Origin of the sequence: Megasphaera geminata F0357 (assembly GCF_000239275.1) — a bacterium.
GTDB classification, from domain to species: domain Bacteria; phylum Bacillota; class Negativicutes; order Veillonellales; family Megasphaeraceae; genus Megasphaera; species Megasphaera geminata.
Map to the genome: position 1 here is coordinate 72,747 of NZ_JH417603.1, position 15,034 is coordinate 87,780.

At 52.2% G+C, this 15,034-nt stretch carries 10 protein-coding genes and 1 pseudogene; 2 read left to right on the forward strand and 9 right to left on the reverse strand.

All coding sequences use genetic code 11. The annotated features are described in order from the left end of the window. The 9 genes and pseudogenes from hisS to nifJ all read right to left on the reverse strand — a co-directional run bounded on the left by hisS (position 1) and on the right by nifJ (position 13,314). Positions 1 to 1,266 (reverse strand): histidine--tRNA ligase, encoded by a 1,266-nt coding sequence (gene hisS, locus HMPREF0080_RS06390; protein WP_006790529.1) that lies wholly within the window; start codon positions 1,264 to 1,266, stop codon positions 1 to 3. Further along, positions 1,263 to 2,714: a coproporphyrinogen dehydrogenase HemZ gene (hemZ, locus tag HMPREF0080_RS06395; protein ID WP_040347412.1), complete on the reverse strand. Its 1,452-nt coding sequence runs from the start codon at positions 2,712 to 2,714 to the stop codon at positions 1,263 to 1,265. Before hemZ ends, hisS begins: the two co-directional genes overlap by 4 nt. A gap of 12 nt (positions 2,715 to 2,726) precedes the next feature. Further along, positions 2,727 to 3,230 carry a Fur family transcriptional regulator gene (locus HMPREF0080_RS06400; protein WP_006790531.1) on the reverse strand — a complete coding sequence of 168 codons (504 nt, stop codon included), beginning with the start codon at positions 3,228 to 3,230 and terminating at the stop codon, positions 2,727 to 2,729. Further along, positions 3,217 to 4,296, reverse strand: a complete 1,080-nt coding sequence (locus tag HMPREF0080_RS06405) for an AI-2E family transporter (protein WP_006790532.1) — start codon at positions 4,294 to 4,296, stop codon at positions 3,217 to 3,219. Before HMPREF0080_RS06405 ends, HMPREF0080_RS06400 begins: the two co-directional genes overlap by 14 nt. A gap of 1 nt (position 4,297) precedes the next feature. After that, positions 4,298 to 4,933 carry an MBL fold metallo-hydrolase gene (locus HMPREF0080_RS06410; protein ID WP_006790533.1) on the reverse strand — a complete coding sequence of 212 codons (636 nt, stop codon included), beginning with the start codon at positions 4,931 to 4,933 and terminating at the stop codon, positions 4,298 to 4,300. An 11-nt stretch (positions 4,934 to 4,944) separates the two neighbouring features. After that, positions 4,945 to 5,394 carry a D-aminoacyl-tRNA deacylase gene (gene dtd / locus HMPREF0080_RS06415; protein ID WP_006790534.1) on the reverse strand — a complete coding sequence of 150 codons (450 nt, stop codon included), beginning with the start codon at positions 5,392 to 5,394 and terminating at the stop codon, positions 4,945 to 4,947. Beyond that, the gene (locus HMPREF0080_RS06420; RefSeq protein WP_006790535.1) at positions 5,391 to 7,595 is read right to left on the reverse strand and encodes a RelA/SpoT family protein; all 2,205 of its coding nucleotides are present in this window, start codon (positions 7,593 to 7,595) and stop codon (positions 5,391 to 5,393) included. Before HMPREF0080_RS06420 ends, dtd begins: the two co-directional genes overlap by 4 nt. Before the next feature lie 12 nt (positions 7,596 to 7,607). After that, the gene (gene recJ, locus HMPREF0080_RS06425) at positions 7,608 to 9,584 is read right to left on the reverse strand and encodes a single-stranded-DNA-specific exonuclease RecJ (protein WP_006790536.1); all 1,977 of its coding nucleotides are present in this window, start codon (positions 9,582 to 9,584) and stop codon (positions 7,608 to 7,610) included. A gap of 215 nt (positions 9,585 to 9,799) precedes the next feature. Beyond that, positions 9,800 to 13,314: pseudogene (gene nifJ / locus HMPREF0080_RS06430) on the reverse strand (pyruvate:ferredoxin (flavodoxin) oxidoreductase). Between the two features lie 420 nt (positions 13,315 to 13,734). Between nifJ and HMPREF0080_RS06435 the strand changes: the two are divergent. Further along, positions 13,735 to 14,646 carry a LysR substrate-binding domain-containing protein gene (locus HMPREF0080_RS06435; protein WP_006790541.1) on the forward strand — a complete coding sequence of 304 codons (912 nt, stop codon included), beginning with the start codon at positions 13,735 to 13,737 and terminating at the stop codon, positions 14,644 to 14,646. Further along, positions 14,639 to 15,019 carry a hypothetical protein gene (locus tag HMPREF0080_RS06440; RefSeq protein WP_006790542.1) on the forward strand — a complete coding sequence of 127 codons (381 nt, stop codon included), beginning with the start codon at positions 14,639 to 14,641 and terminating at the stop codon, positions 15,017 to 15,019. The genes HMPREF0080_RS06435 and HMPREF0080_RS06440 overlap by 8 nt, the downstream gene beginning before the upstream one ends. Positions 15,020 to 15,034: the final 15 nt, after the last annotated feature.

A 15,034-nucleotide genomic window follows, 5' to 3' on the forward strand; every position in this document is an offset into this window, starting at 1 on the left:
TCATCCCTTCTTCTGTCTTTCAATATATGCAACAATCTCCGCAAACGGAACGGTTTCCTGTTCTTTGGTTTCCATATTCCGCACCGGCGCGCGGCCGGCGGCCAATTCTTCTGCGCCTATAATAAGCGTGAAATCGGCAGACGCTTTGTCGGCGGCCTTCATTTGCCCCTTCATGCTCCGCCCCGCCATATCCATTTCCGCATACAGCCCTTTACCGCGCAGCGCCTGTTGCAGGCCGAAGGCTTTTTCTCTGGCCGTGTCACCGAGCGCTACAATGAATACGGGGCGCAGCTTTTTAACCGGCGGCAGAAGGCCCTGCTCCTTCAAGGTAAGCAGGAGCCGTTCCATGCCGACGGCAAAGCCGATGCCCGGCGCAGGCAGGCCGCCGAGCTCTTCGCTGAGCCCGTCGTAGCGGCCGCCGCCGCAAACCGTGCTCTGCGCCCCCAGGGGCGCATACATGATTTCAAAGGCGGTCTTCGTGTAATAATCAAGGCCGCGGACAAGGCGCGGATCGAGAGTAAACGGGATACCGACCTCGGTCAGATAGGCCTGCACCTTCTCAAAATGGCTCTTACATTCCGCACAGAGGTAATCCGTAATGAGCGGCACCCCGGCAGACAGCATACGAGCCCCATCCTCCTTGCAGTCAAGCACCCGCAGGGGATTCCTGTCGAGACGGGACTGACAGTCCTCACAGAGCCCGGCGCGCCTGCCTGCAAAAAATTCAAGGAGTTTCCGCCGATAAACGGGGCGGCATGCCGGGCAGCCGACAGAATTCAAATGCAGAACGAGGTCATGTAAGCCGAGCTCACGGAAAAGCTGAAGGGCCAGGGCGATGATTTCCGCATCGACCGCCGGATCCTGCGAGCCGATCTCTTCAACGCCGAATTGATTAAACTGTCTGTACCGTCCCGCCTGAGGGCGGTCATGCCGGAACATGGGCCCCATATAGTAGAATTTATGGATTTTCCCGTCACCGTACAATTTATGTTCCAAAAAAGACCGCACGACGGACGCCGTATTTTCCGGACGAAGGGTCATACTGCGGCCGCCATGGTCTTCAAAGGTATACATTTCTTTGGTTACGACATCCGTCGTTTCACCGATGCCGCGCAAAAAGAGTTCCGTACTTTCAAATACGGGCGTACGTATTTCGCCGCAGCCGTAAAGGCTGCAGACGTCCCTGATCTTCGCTTCCAAATTCTGCCAATCCCCCGTTTGTTCCGGCAGGAAATCCTGTGTGCCTCTGGGCGCGGTAATAGTCATTTTGAATTCACTCCTTCATACACGGCGGCGCACAAGTACCGCCGCCTTTCTATCCGTTCCGGCAGTGCCCGGATATACTGCCCTATATCTTTAGGCATGTACATTTTCTCCAACTTTTTCCCCTGTACGACAAACTTCGTGGCGCTGCCCGGACCGACGCCCAGGACGGATTGCCGTTCCGCCATCATTTCTATATTATATGCGCTGATCGTCTTCGGCAGCGCATAGCCGACATTGGCAAACGCGGCGGCCATGTACTGCTGCCGATACAGATAATACGGCGTATACGTCAACTCGGCAAGGCCGGTTCTCGTGAGCGCCAGCATCTCTTCCACCGTTTTTTCAGACGGGATTTCCGCCCGTAACGGGTGCCGGAAAAGAGGGGCGCCTTTCTTTAATGCCAACGTATGAATTGTAACATTTTCAGGCCTCAGTTGGCAAACAGCTTCCATATTTGAAGCCATATCCGCCACGGTCTGCCCGGGCAGACCGGCAATGAAGTCCATGTTGATAATCGGAAAACCCAACTTGCGGCATTGCGCGAACATCGCATATATATCAGCCACACTGTGCCGCCGGGACAATGTATCAAGCAGCCGCTGCTGCATCGTTTGCGGGTTTATACTGATACGCGTGACGCCGCTGCGGCGTAATAAGGCAAGTTTAGCGTCAGTTGCCGTATCGGGACGCCCCGCTTCAACGGTCCATTCCGTACCGGGCCCGACAAGCGGCTCTACGGCTTTCAGGATAGGCGCCAAAGCGTCTACCGGCAATGATGTCGGCGTACCGCCGCCGACATAAACGGAACCGATTTCCAGCCCCGCTTCTGCCGCAAGGCGCGTTACCGCCTCCAGATCGGCCGTAACGGCGGCAACGAAGTCATGTAATCGGGAAACCGTCTCCGCGCCAATCAACCGGGACGGGAAAGAACAGTACAAGCAGTGGCTGGAACAGTAAGGGATGCCGATATAGAGGGCCGTCTTCTTCTTTGTCTCAAGGACATAGGGCCGCTGGACCGCGGCCACGGCCACAAGTTCCGCCGCCGTATCCGGCGCTACGCCGTAGCAACGCTGCAACCGGTGTACGGCTTCATCAGCCGGCACGCCTTCATCAAAAAGGCGGTGGACAAGTTTGGTCGGCCTGACCCCTGTCAAAACGCCCCACACGGAAGCGGCCGCCCCCGTCCCTTCGCGGTACCGGGACAGGAGTAATTCTTTCAGCTCACTTTTACGAGTGAACCGTTGGGGCTCGAAGCGCCGCTCCCGTCCCGCTTCATCTCTGAAAGAACAGGTAAGCGCCGCGCCGTCCGCGTTCTCGTCAATCCGCACGTCCGCCATGGGCGGGCCGTCTTCATGACGGGTATACCCTAAATACGTCAGGACCTGACCGACAAAGCCGTGATAGTCGTCAGGTCCTGTATATACGTAGCGTTTCGTCCGCTCAGACACGTTCCGCGCCCTCTATATCGGCAGGCCGCCGTCCAGGCCCTGAGCTTTACGCTTCGCCTCACATTCTTCGCAATAGCCGTATACTTTGAGCTGATGATCGACCGTATGGAAATGGAGACGTTTTTCCAGAATCGTTTCCAGCGTTTCCAGGAGATCATCCTTGCATTCCCAGACTTTGCCGCAGTCCAGGCAAATAAGATGATGATGGAAATGGCCGTCTTCTTCGCAGTCATTTAACTCATAACGGCTGCAGCCGTCATCGAAATCGAGCTTTTTCAGAAGATCCATCTGCGTAAAGAGGTCAAGCGTTCTGTACACGGTAGCCAGACCGATGTCCGGAGCCGTAACCTTGACGAGCTCAAATACGTCTTCCGCGCTTAAATGACGCGCCGTGCTTTCTACGAAAGCACGTAGCACGACTTGCCGCTGCGACGTCATCTTGTACTTTTTGTCTCTGATTTTGTCTTTCATGCGCTTCATCATTAATTCCATTACATCTTCTTTAGTTTTTTCCATTTTCTTTCGTCATCCTTTCTCTGTACGAGCTGAAAAACCATAGGTGTTCGGACGTTACCTGCAGGACAGCTACCATCGGCACCGTCAGAATCATGCCGGCCACACCGAAAAGGGTGCCGCCGATCAATAAAGAAATAACAATCACAACAGGATGGATACGGATGACCTTGCCCATGACCTGCGGCAGGATCAGATGTCCGTCAAGCTGTTGGACAATAACATAGAAAACGAGCACCTTGAGCGCAAGCGCCGGGCTTACGGTCGCACCGAGAAGAATCGCCGGTACGGCCCCGACAATAGGGCCGATGACGGGAATCCACTCCGTAATCGCCGCAATAAGGGCGATGACCAGCGGATACGGCACATCCATGAGCCACATGCCGCAAGATGTAAGGGTGGCAATGATACAGCTCATGAGCAGCTGCCCGCGAATGTAGCGGCTGAGCACATGGTGGAGTTCACTGAAGTATGCGTGCAAATGACGCCTGTACTCCTCCGGATAGATGCCGACAAAGGCATTCATCATCTTCGTGCCGTCCTTCATAAAGTAGAAGGTAATAAAAGGGACGACGAAGAATTCTACAACCGTGCCGGCTATGACAAAGACGGATTTCACCAGGTTGGTCACTCCGTCAATACCGTAATTGCTGATTTTGATAAAGGTTTCATTGATAATCGCCTTTACCTGGTCGGGAATATAAAACGGCGCCTGATCGCTTTCCAGCTGAATGACGAGTTCATACGTCCGTCCGACAATCGTGCTGAAATTATTGTCCAACAGCTTCAACTGGCTGATTAACGGCTTGACAATACTGTTCGTCATAATAACAAGCACGCCGATGAGAACGACGAAGGACAGGAGGATGGAAATATCCACGGGGATTTTCCGATGGACGAACCGGGTCAGACCCTTTTGAATGACATCCCGTACCGGCGCCAGGATAAATGTTATGATAAGAGACACAATGACCGGCCAATATACTTCTTTCACGGCAAAGAAGAGCAATGCGGCCAGGATCGTCAGGACAACGCGCAGCCGGAATTCCGTTTTTTTATTGTTAATCACCCTACCAGCCTCCCGTGAGGAAAGGATTATTGCGCCGTTCCAGGCCAATTTCCGTAGCCGGTCCGTGACCGGGCAGAACAACGGTGTCATCGGGCAAAGGCATGAGCTTTGTTTCGATGCTCTCTATAAGTTGATGCGAATCGCCGCCGTAAAAATCCGTTCTGCCGACAGAATACTGGAACAGCGTATCCCCCGAAAAAACAAGGCCTTCACCGTACAGGCAGACGCCGCCGGGCGTATGTCCCGGCGTTTCGAGCACGGTAAAGTGCAATGTACCGAGTGTAATTTCTTCTCCGTCATAGAGGATATGCTCCGGTGAAGTGATACTGATATTCCTGCCTAAAAAGGCGGACAGATTATTCCGCGAATTGGAAATGAGTTCAACATCCCCCCTGCCGATATAAACGGGAACATCTTTATAGTTGCGCACTTCCTGGAGCGCCCCGATGTGATCGGCATGGCCGTGGGTGAGAAAGACAAAGCGAAGCGTCACGCCGAGCTTCGTCAACTCGCGGTCAATCCTGTCATAATCCCATGCCGGATCGATAAGCATGGCGTCTTTTGTCACATCATCGTAGACGATGTAACAATTCGTCATCAGCTCGCCCAGTACCAGGGCTTTGTATTGAACTGCCATAGGAATTCCTCCTAAAAAATTTTTTTACTGTCTAATAAAATGGTTACGGGACCGTGATTGTCGAGAGATACGACCATTTCCGCGCGAAAAACGCCCGTCCCGACAGTAATTCCTTTTTTTCTGACAGCCGCGACAAACGCTTCATACAGCCGATCCGCCTTTTCCGGCGGCGCCGCTGCCGTAAAGCTCGGCCGTCTGCCGCGGCGCGCATCGCCGTACAGGGTAAACTGTGAGACGACCAGCATATCGCCGTTTTTTTGCAGAAGGGATTGATTCATCTTGCCGTCTTCATCTTCAAAAATACGCAAATTGACGATTTTCTCAACCATATAGGCGACATCGCCGCTGTCGTCGTCGTTGCCGATACCGAGGAGAACGGTCAGGCCGAAACCGGCTTTCCCCGTTTCTCTGCCCGCCGCTATAACCTTCGATTGCAGCGTCCGTTGTACAACCGCTCTCATTGCTGATTACCTCCCGTATACCGCTGGACTGTATAAACGTCCTTCAGACGCCGGATCTTAGTGGCAATAAATTCGAACTGCGCCAGATCTTTGATGCTCAGTCCCAGGTGGACGGTAACATTTTTCGAATCGTTCACCTTGGCGTTGACGGACGTAACGGAAATCTTCATCTCCGCCAACGTCGCCATAATTTCGGCCATAATACCGGTCCTGTCGTATGCGACAATTTCCATATTCACTTCAAAAGACTCGGCGGCGCCATAATCCCACTCCACGTCAATAAGACGTTCCACGTCACTGTCTTCGGGTTTCACGTTAGGACAATCGGCACGATGGACGGAAACGCCGCGGCCGCGCGTGACAAAACCGATAACGGGGTCGCCGGGTACCGGACTGCAGCATTTGGCCAGCCGCACGAGGATACCCGGTTCCCCTTTGACGAGGATGCCCGAACTGTTGTGAGAGCCGAAACTCTTTCTGGGACGGAGCTTTTCTACGAGTTTTAAAGAGCTGCTGTCTTCTTCTTTGCGATCCAGTTCTTTATGAAGCTCCAGGAGCTTGATGAGAACCGTGTTTACCGCAAAACCGCCATACCCGACGGCGGCCAGCAGGTCATCTTCCGTACCGGCGTTCATCTGTTTGGCCACTTTGGCAATACGCCCGGAATGGCTGACCAGCTTCCAATCGTGGCCGAGGCGCTTGCATTCCCGCTCGAGCGCCTCCAGCCCTTTAGCGATATTTTCTTCCCTGTTCTCTTTTTTGAACCAGTTGCGGATTTTCGAACGGCTTTCGGAACTGCCGACGATTTTCAGCCAGTCCAGACTGGGCCGGCCCGTTTTTGACGTAATGATCTCGACAATATCCCCGTTTTTCAAAGCGTAATCAAGGGGGACGATTTTACTGTTAACCTTGGCGCCGACGCAGCGATGGCCGACATCCGTGTGAATGCGATAGGCAAAATCGATGGGGATCGCCCCCTGCGGCAAGTCAATGACATCGCCGCGCGGCGTGAAGACGAACACTTCGTCCGAAAAAGCGTCGAGCTTCAGGGCATTGACGAATTCCTGCGGATTGCTCGTATCCTGCCATTCCAGGAGGTTGCGGAGCCATCCCATCTTTTCGTCGAATTCCGATGTCCGGCCGGCCGCATGTCCCTCTTTGTAGCGCCAATGAGCGGCGACACCGTATTCGGCAATATGGTGCATTTCCCAGGTGCGGATTTGAATTTCCACAGGCTGTCCGCGCGTACCGATGACCGTCGTGTGGAGAGACTGATAATTATTCGGCTTCGGCATGGCAATATAATCCTTAAACCGATACGGCAGGGGTTTCCACAAGCTGTGCACAATACCCAGAACGCCGTAACAGTCCTGCACCGTGTTGACAATGACGCGGATAGCATATAAATCATAAATCTGGCTCAGATCCCGGTTATCTTTCTTCATCTTTTTATAGATGCTGTAGAAGTGCTTGGGCCGGCCGTTGATCTCAAAAGAAATGCCCGATTCGCTCAAGGTCTCTTTCAGGACATCAATCGCTTCATTGACAATTTCTTCACGTACCTGCCGTTTCTCCTTCATCTGGTCGACAAGGTCATAGTACTTGTCCGGTTCCATATAACGGAACGACAGGTCTTCCAGTTCCCATTTAATATTGAAAATACCCAGGCGATGCGCCAGAGGCGCATAAATTTCCAACGTTTCCTGGGCAATGCGCTTCTGTTTTTCGCTGCGCATAAACTTGAGCGTGCGCATATTATGCAGCCGGTCCGCCAGCTTGATAACAACGACACGCACATCCTTGGCCATGGCCAGGAACATTTTACGCATACTGTTGACCTGCTGGTCTTCCTTCGTCCGGTAATCAAGCCGGTTCAGCTTGGTAACGCCGTCGACGAGAAAGGCCACTTCTTTACCGAAGAGCCGCTCCATATCTTCAAGAGTATACGTCGTATCTTCAACGACATCGTGCATCAGCGACGCCGTTATAGTCGTTGTGTCGATTTCCATGTCCGCCAGGATCTGGGCCACTGCCAGCGGGTGTAAAATATACGGTTCACCGCTGACGCGTTTTTGTTCTTTATGCGCGTCATTCGCCAATTCATACGCCTTGCGGATATCTTCACAAGCCGCATCGGGCTGATGCTTTTTTATGGTGTCAATAAGATGCCGATAGGCTTCATCTTTATCCGTAAATTCCATCCATATCGCCTCCTATTTTCCATTATACAATCTGAAGGTCCGGGAATCTGCCAGTGAAAGCTTTTCCGTCCGTGCGGGCATTTCATAATATATGTCGTCTTCCCGGCACACCGTTTCTATGAGCTGCAATTCCCGGCATACCTGCAGCGCCGCTAAAAGGACGTGTCCCGGGAAATCGGGCAGGGCCTCCAGTAAATGGCGCCGCACAAGCCGCACCTGCCGAGGCCGCTGCGACAGGTACTCCCTCAGTTTTTTATAGACGCGGACCATCGTTTCCCGGTTCAAGCGTATATCGTCAGTATGAAAATGCACATCCTGCAAAATCATCTGCGCTTCCGTAAGCTCCCGGAATGTATTGACATGAAGCTGGAAAGCCACATCTATCTCGTCATCCGGCAGAATATGCCCGGCCAGATCCGCCATGGACCAGCCTACACCGTTCACCCTGGTCCCGTCCGCACTGTCCAGGGACAGCCGGATATGCGATTTATCCCGTCCTATTTCTTTGATGTCATATACCCTGGCCTGACGCAACGCGAAGAGAGGACGGCCGTTGCCCATACCGTAGGGTTCAAGCAGGCACAGTTCACGGACCGTATCGACAGTAACCTCATGACCGTCAAGAACGGCGTCCACATTAAGCACCGGAATATAATCGTCTTCACGTAACACGCCGGCCGCATATTCATTCATTCGCCTGCGCAGTTCGTCTATATTTTCCGGAAGCACCGTGAAACCCGCCGCCATAGCATGCCCGCCAAACCGGATAAGCAGGTCTTTACAATACGTCAGGGCTTCATACATGGAAAACCCCTTGATACTGCGGCAGGACCCTTTACCGATACCGTCCTTAACGGTAATGACGAGGGACGGCCGGTAATACCGCTCAACCAGGCGCGACGCGGCTATGCCGATAACTCCGCTGTGCCAGCCTTCACCGACAGCGATGAGCACATTGTCGTCACTGTACATGTTTTTTTCAATTTCATCCACGGCCGCCTGCGTAATGGCCTTTTCAATATCCTGCCGCTCTTTGTTCAGTTCATGTAACTCAAGCGCCGTCTCCCGGGCCTTGAGAGGATCCTTTTCCAGAAGGAGAAATACGCCCTTTTCGGCATGACTGATACGGCCCGCCGCATTAAGCCGCGGCGCCAGGGAAAAGGCGATGTTGCCGGCCGTCACCTGCGCCGCGTCTATACCGGAAACCTCCGCCAGCGCCTGCAGCCCGCAGCTGCACCCGTCGGCAATTTTTGTCAGGCCGTCAGCCACGAGCACGCGGTTTTCCCCTGTTAGGGGGACAAGATCCGCAACCGTGCCCAAAGCGACCAAGGCCGTATACCCGACAAGATTTTCCTTGTACCGCTCCCGCCACAAAGCCCGGCAAAGCGTGTACGCCACACCGACGCCGGCCAGTTCTTTACAGGGGTAGGCGCAACCGGGCTTTTTCGGGTTAAGGACCGCATAGGCATCGGGTATCCGGTCGGACGGTTCGTGATGATCCGTAATAATGATGTCCGTCTTATCCTTGAACTCTTCAATCAGCTCAACCGAGGAAATCCCGCAGTCAACGGTAATGATCAAGTCCGTCCGTTCTTTGATCAATTCCTCCAGCGCTTCCCTGTTGAGGCCGTAGCCCTCGGTCTGACGTTCGGGAATATAAAAGATCGGGTCGCCGCCGAGATCGGACAGAATCTGATACACGAGCGCTGTCGACGTTATGCCGTCAACATCGTAGTCACCGTAAACAACGATCTTTTCCCCTTTTGCCAGCGCGTCAAGGATACGCGGCACGGCCTTCTCCGTGCCGGAAAGGAGAAACGGGTCGGCCAGGCTTTCCACAGTATCATAAAGAAAACGGTTTCCCGCGGCGGGATCGGTAATTCCGCGGTTTACCATAGCCGTGGCAAGGACAGTGCTTATATGCAGTTTCTCACAGAGAATCCCTACCGTTTCGGCGGGAGCCTCGTTATATAGCCAGCGTTTTTCCATATATCCACACATTCCGCAAAACAAATAACGACTATCAATTAAGTTACTTCATTCTACCATATTTTCATTCTCAAATAAAGTTTTTTTGAGAAAACAGCTGCTTTTAAATAAATTTCCTGTTTATTTTGAGAATGATAAAAATAAAAAGACTCAAAAAACGCCTCTCCTTCCGGAGAGGCGTTTCGTTTGCCGGTATAAAACAATGCTGCCGGACTTTATGCTTCGAAGCCTTTTTGCAGGCGAACATACGATTCGCGGCGGGCTTTCGCGTCGGTAACGGTCTTTTCATAAAGGGACTGTGCCAATTCGGGGAATCCTTTCGCCAAAGACGCATATCGAACTTCGCCTTCGAGAAATTCCTGGAATTTGCTGTAATCCGGTTCTTTGGAATCAAGGCTGAACGGATTCTTGCCCTGTTCTTTAAGTTCCGGGTTATAGCGGAAGAGATCCCAGTACCCGCATGCGACCGCCAGTTTTTCTTCTTCCTGACTCTTACCCATGCCCTTGCGGATACCGTGATTGATACACGGGCAATACGCAATAACTACGGACGGGCCGTGGTAAGCTTCCGCTTCGGTCATGGCCTTCATGAGCTGGTTCTTATCGGAACCCATAGCTACCTGTGCTACATATACATAGCCGTATGAAATGGCCATCATGCCGAGATCCTTCTTCTTCGTCGTTGTACCGGAAGCGGCAAACTGTGCAATAGCGGCTGTCGGCGTAGCCTTGGAGGACTGGCCGCCCGTATTGGAGTAAACTTCCGTGTCGAGGACGAGGATGTTGACGTCCTGATCCTGCGCGAGCACATGGTCCACGCCGCCGAAGCCGATATCGTAAGCCCAGCCGTCGCCGCCGAAGATCCAGTGGGAACGTTTGACGAGATATTTCTTCTTTGCCAGGAATTCTTCAAGAACCGGCTTGCCTGCCGCTTCTTTTTCGAGAAGGGCCGTCACTTTATCGGCGCGTTCACGTGTGCCTTCCCCTTCGAGGAGGTTGGCTGCCCAGTCGCTGAGCGCGGCCTGAAGTTCGGGGGAAGCAACCGCTTTTGCGGCTTCAACCTTGAGCGCCAGGTCTTTGCGGATCTTGTCGACGCCCATGAACATGCCGAAACCGTATTCCGCGGCATCTTCAAACAGGCTGTTGGCCCAGACGGGGCCGTGGCCTTTTTCGTTCGTCGTATACGGGGCCACCGGCGCGGAACCGCCGTAAATGGAGGAGCAGCCCGTAGCGTTGGCGATCATCATGCGGTCGCCGAAAAGCTGAGTCGTCAATTTGACATACGGTGTTTCGCCGCAGCCTGCACAAGCACCGGAGAATTCAAAGAGCGGCTGTTCGAACTGAGAACCGATAACGGTCTTCTTATTTTGCGGATTGGCTTTCGGGGACACTTCGTCCTGCGCGAAGTACCACAGATCCATCTTACCGCGTTCGTCGTCATCGTTCGGGACCATGGTAAGCGCCTTGGTCGGGCAGACATTGGCACAGCTGCCGCATTCAAGACAGTCGAGCTGGTCAACGACGATGGTGAAACCGTATTCTTTGCCGGATTTTCCCTTGGGCGCAATTTGGAAGCCCGCCGGCGCCTTGGCACGTTCCTCTTCGGTCGTCAAAACGGGACGGATGGTCGCATGCGGGCAGACAAAGGAGCATTGTGTGCAGCCGATACACTTTTCATGATCCCAGGAAGGAACATACAAGGCGGGGCCGGCCTTTTCAAACTTGGCGGTACCCGAAGGCATGGTGCCGTCTTCGCGGCCCGTGAAGTCGGAAACTTTGAGGTCGTCGCCAATCTGGCCGAGAACGGGAGCCGCCACCTTTTCGAAATATTCCGTCGTCGGACGGCCTTCCGTCTTTTCGTCCACAGCATCGGCCCAGGAAGCGGGATAGCTTACTTCGTGGAATTCGCCGACACCGGCATCAACAGCGGCCCAGTTCATGTCAACGACTTTCTGTCCTTTTTTGCCGTAAGACTTGACGATGGAATCTTTCAGATATTTAACGGCGTCTTCCAGGGGGATAACCTTTGCGAGAGCAAAGAACGCAGCCTGCATAACCATGTTGATACGGGTGCCGAGGCCGAGTTTCTGACCGATAGCGTCGCCGTTCAGGGTATAGAATTTAACGTGATGTTTGGCGATAGCGCGTTTAATACGGGCCGGCAATTCATGCTCCAGTTCGTCATCGGACCAGGTACAGTTCAGCATGAACGTGCCGCCGTCTTTAATGCCGCGGAGCAGATCGAAGCGCTTTACATAGGACTGACGGTGACAAGCGATATAATCCGCCGCGTCGATAAGATAAGGCATATCAATAGGCTGTGTGCCGAAACGCAAGTGAGAAATCGTTACGCCGCCGGATTTTTTGGAGTCATACGCAAAGTAAGCCTGCGCATACATGTCCGTATGGTCGCCGATAATCTTGATGGCCGATTTATTGGCGCCGACCGTACCGTCGGAACCGAAGCCCCAGAATTTCAGGACGTAAGACCTGTCGTATCCATAGGCATTTTGTCGGCACGCGGCAGGGAAAGATTTGTAACGTCGTCGACGATGCCGATGGTAAAGCCGTTCAGAGGATGTTCTTTTTTAAGTTCCGCAAATACGGGGTGAATATCTTCCGGAAGCACGTCTTTAGAGCCGAGGCCTGCGCGGCCGCCGATAATATCTACATTAAGCCCCGCTTCTTTAGCGAAGTTTACCATATCGAGATAAAGCGGTTCGCCCATAGCGCCCGGTTCCTTCGTACGGTCGATGACGGCTATTTTTCTGACGGTCTTCGGCAGTACGGCCTGCAAATGTTTGGCAGAGAACGGACGATAGAGATGTACATTTATTACGCCGACTTTTTCGCCGGTTTTGTTTAAATATTTGACGGCCTGATACGCGACGTCGGACAGGGAGCCCATAGAGACGATTACATATTCGGCGTCTTCAGCGCCGTAGTAGTTAAAAGGCTTATATGTGCGTCCCGTAATTTCGGAAATCTTGGCCATGTAATCGGCTACGATGTCGGGCATGGCGTCATAATACTTGTTATTGGCTTCACAGTGCTGGAAGTAAATATCCGGGTTTTCCGCAGTGCCGCGAATAACGGGGGCGTCCGGATTGAGCGCACGGTTACGGAAGTTCTGCAACGCTTCGGTATCAACAAGGCCTTTAAGCTTATCGAATTCCATGACTTCGACCTTTTGAATTTCGTGAGACGTGCGGAACCCGTCAAAGAAGTTGATAAACGGCAATGAGCCTTTCAACGCCGACAAATGAGCAACGGCGGAAAGGTCCATAACTTCCTGTACGTTCGATTCCGCCAAAAGACAGCAGCCGGTTGCACGAGCAGACATGACGTCCTGATGATCGCCGAAAATGCTCAGCGCATGGTTGGCCAACGCACGAGCCGCTACGTGGAATACGCCGGGGAGTAATTCGCCGGCAACTTTATACATGGTCGGAATCATCAACAAGAACCCCTGGGATGCCGTATACGTCGATGTCAGCGCACCGGCTTGCAGGGACCCGTGGAACGCGCCTGCAGCACCCGCTTCGGACTGCATTTCGATAACCTTCACCGTGTTGCCGAAGATGTTTTTAAGACCCGCCGCCTGCCAGTCGTCGACATGTTCCGCCATCGGGGAAGACGGCGTAATCGGGTAAATAGCCGCAACTTCGGTGAATGCGTAGGATATCCAGCCTGCCGCTTCATTACCGTCCATGGTTTTGAATTTACTCATTACTAATACACGCTCCTTTATTGAAAAAAATACCGTTGATATAAATATTTATATCAATCTATAAAGTTAAAAACATACCAGTCCTGTCCCCTCATATGTATCATTATATACATACACGTCACGGCGATACCTATTTGGTATAAAGCCAGTGAAGGTGCTGAATTCCGCCAAAAAAATATTGCCATCAGACAAATCATGTAATATACTGGATAATAATACTACATTTGGACGTGTCTATAATCTGGCATTTTTTTGCGGCCTTCGACCAGTACATGAACATTTTTTCTAACTTTTTCACGTCCATTATATGCTTTGCAAATTTGAAATTCAATAGCGTAGCTTTGCTGTTTTTACCATCAGTATGTGCAAATTTGTAAACGTATACCTGTTTAGTATCTTATCTTTATAGGAGGTGTTGAGATGGATTTTCATCATTTGAAATATTTCACTGAAGTCGCCGACAAAAAATCCTTCAGCAAAGCTGCCCGAACGCTGCACATTTCCCAATCCGCAATCAGCCGTACCATTAAAGCGTTGGAGGACGAGCTGGGGGTTGTTTTATTTATGCGCAACGCCAAGGCCGTCGAACTCACGGATGCAGGTGCGATCTTCCTGACGCACGCAAAACGGGTCGTTTTCATGTTCGAGCACTTAAAGATGGATTTTGAAAATGAATTTAAACTGGAACAAGGCACGGTACTCATCGGTTTACCTCCTATAACCGGAGCGCCGGTCTTCGCCAACCTCTTAGGAGCTTTTAAACAGGTATACCCGCAGATCGAACTGGACTTATACGAACATGGCTCCAAAAAGGTCGGTATCAGCGTTCAGGAAGGGCTGATCGATTTAGGCATCATTTGCACGCAGCCGAAGGAAAAAGATTTCGAGTCGTTTTTTCTCGACCAGGATCCGATGAACGTGATCATTCACCGCGACAATCCTCTCAGCAAGGAAAAAACCATTCCCCTGAAAAAATTGGCCAATGAGCCTCTCGTCCTGTATCGGGACGATTTCAATCTGCACGACGAGATCATTACAAACTGTAAAAAAATCGGGTTCCAGCCTAAAATCGTCTTTGAAACGAGCCAGCGCGATCTCATGATCCAGACAGCCGTCGCCAATCTGGGCATCGCGCTCTTGCCGAGCCGGCTCTGCCCTACCAAGGAAACGGCCCCCCGCGTATATGAATCCGTTGTCGTAAGGCCCCTGGTGGAACCGAAGATACTCCATGTCCTGTACGTTATCTGGAAACGCGGCCATTATCTGTCCCATGCGGCGCAGTTATGGCTTGATTTCGTAAAAAACAGAACACGGATTTCCGCAAATGTCTGACAGCAGGCCCGACGCAGGCAGGTTATCGGCATTACGGGAATTTGTAAGAACCTTTCCCGACAGGGAGCATACGCATGATGATCTGCTCCGACGTTTCGTTTTCGCAGCCGTAATCATCATCATTCTGGAAGGGGCTTATATCATTTTCTTACAAGTGCAGCTCCTTGAACTGGAATCTGCCGTCAGCATGCAGGAAACCCGCATTGCCCAAGCGGAACAGGACTACGACAGGCATAACCATATGCTCTACAGTCTGAATGAAACGGTAACTTCAATTCAGCGCCAATGGACCTCTCTGAATTTCAGGGTCCTGGAAAACACATGGAAGCTTGACGGCATAACGCCTCAAGCCCCGGCTGACATTAATCAGTAAAAACAAAAAGCTCCG

Bases quoted from the DNA above. Each gene is read 5' to 3' on its own strand.
- hisS (WP_006790529.1), bottom strand. From the start codon at position 1,266: ATGACTATTACCGCGCCCAGAGGCACACAGGATTTCCTGCCGGAACAA.
- HMPREF0080_RS06400 (WP_006790531.1), bottom strand. From the start codon at position 3,230: ATGGAAAAAACTAAAGAAGATGTAATGGAATTAATGATGAAGCGCATG.
- HMPREF0080_RS06410 (WP_006790533.1), bottom strand. From the start codon at position 4,933: ATGGCAGTTCAATACAAAGCCCTGGTACTGGGCGAGCTGATGACGAAT.
- dtd (WP_006790534.1), bottom strand. From the start codon at position 5,394: ATGAGAGCGGTTGTACAACGGACGCTGCAATCGAAGGTTATAGCGGCG.
- HMPREF0080_RS06420 (WP_006790535.1), bottom strand. From the start codon at position 7,595: ATGGAATTTACGGATAAAGATGAAGCCTATCGGCATCTTATTGACACC.
- recJ (WP_006790536.1), bottom strand. From the start codon at position 9,584: ATGGAAAAACGCTGGCTATATAACGAGGCTCCCGCCGAAACGGTAGGG.
- HMPREF0080_RS06435 (WP_006790541.1), top strand. From the start codon at position 13,735: ATGGATTTTCATCATTTGAAATATTTCACTGAAGTCGCCGACAAAAAA.
- HMPREF0080_RS06440 (WP_006790542.1), top strand. From the start codon at position 14,639: ATGTCTGACAGCAGGCCCGACGCAGGCAGGTTATCGGCATTACGGGAA.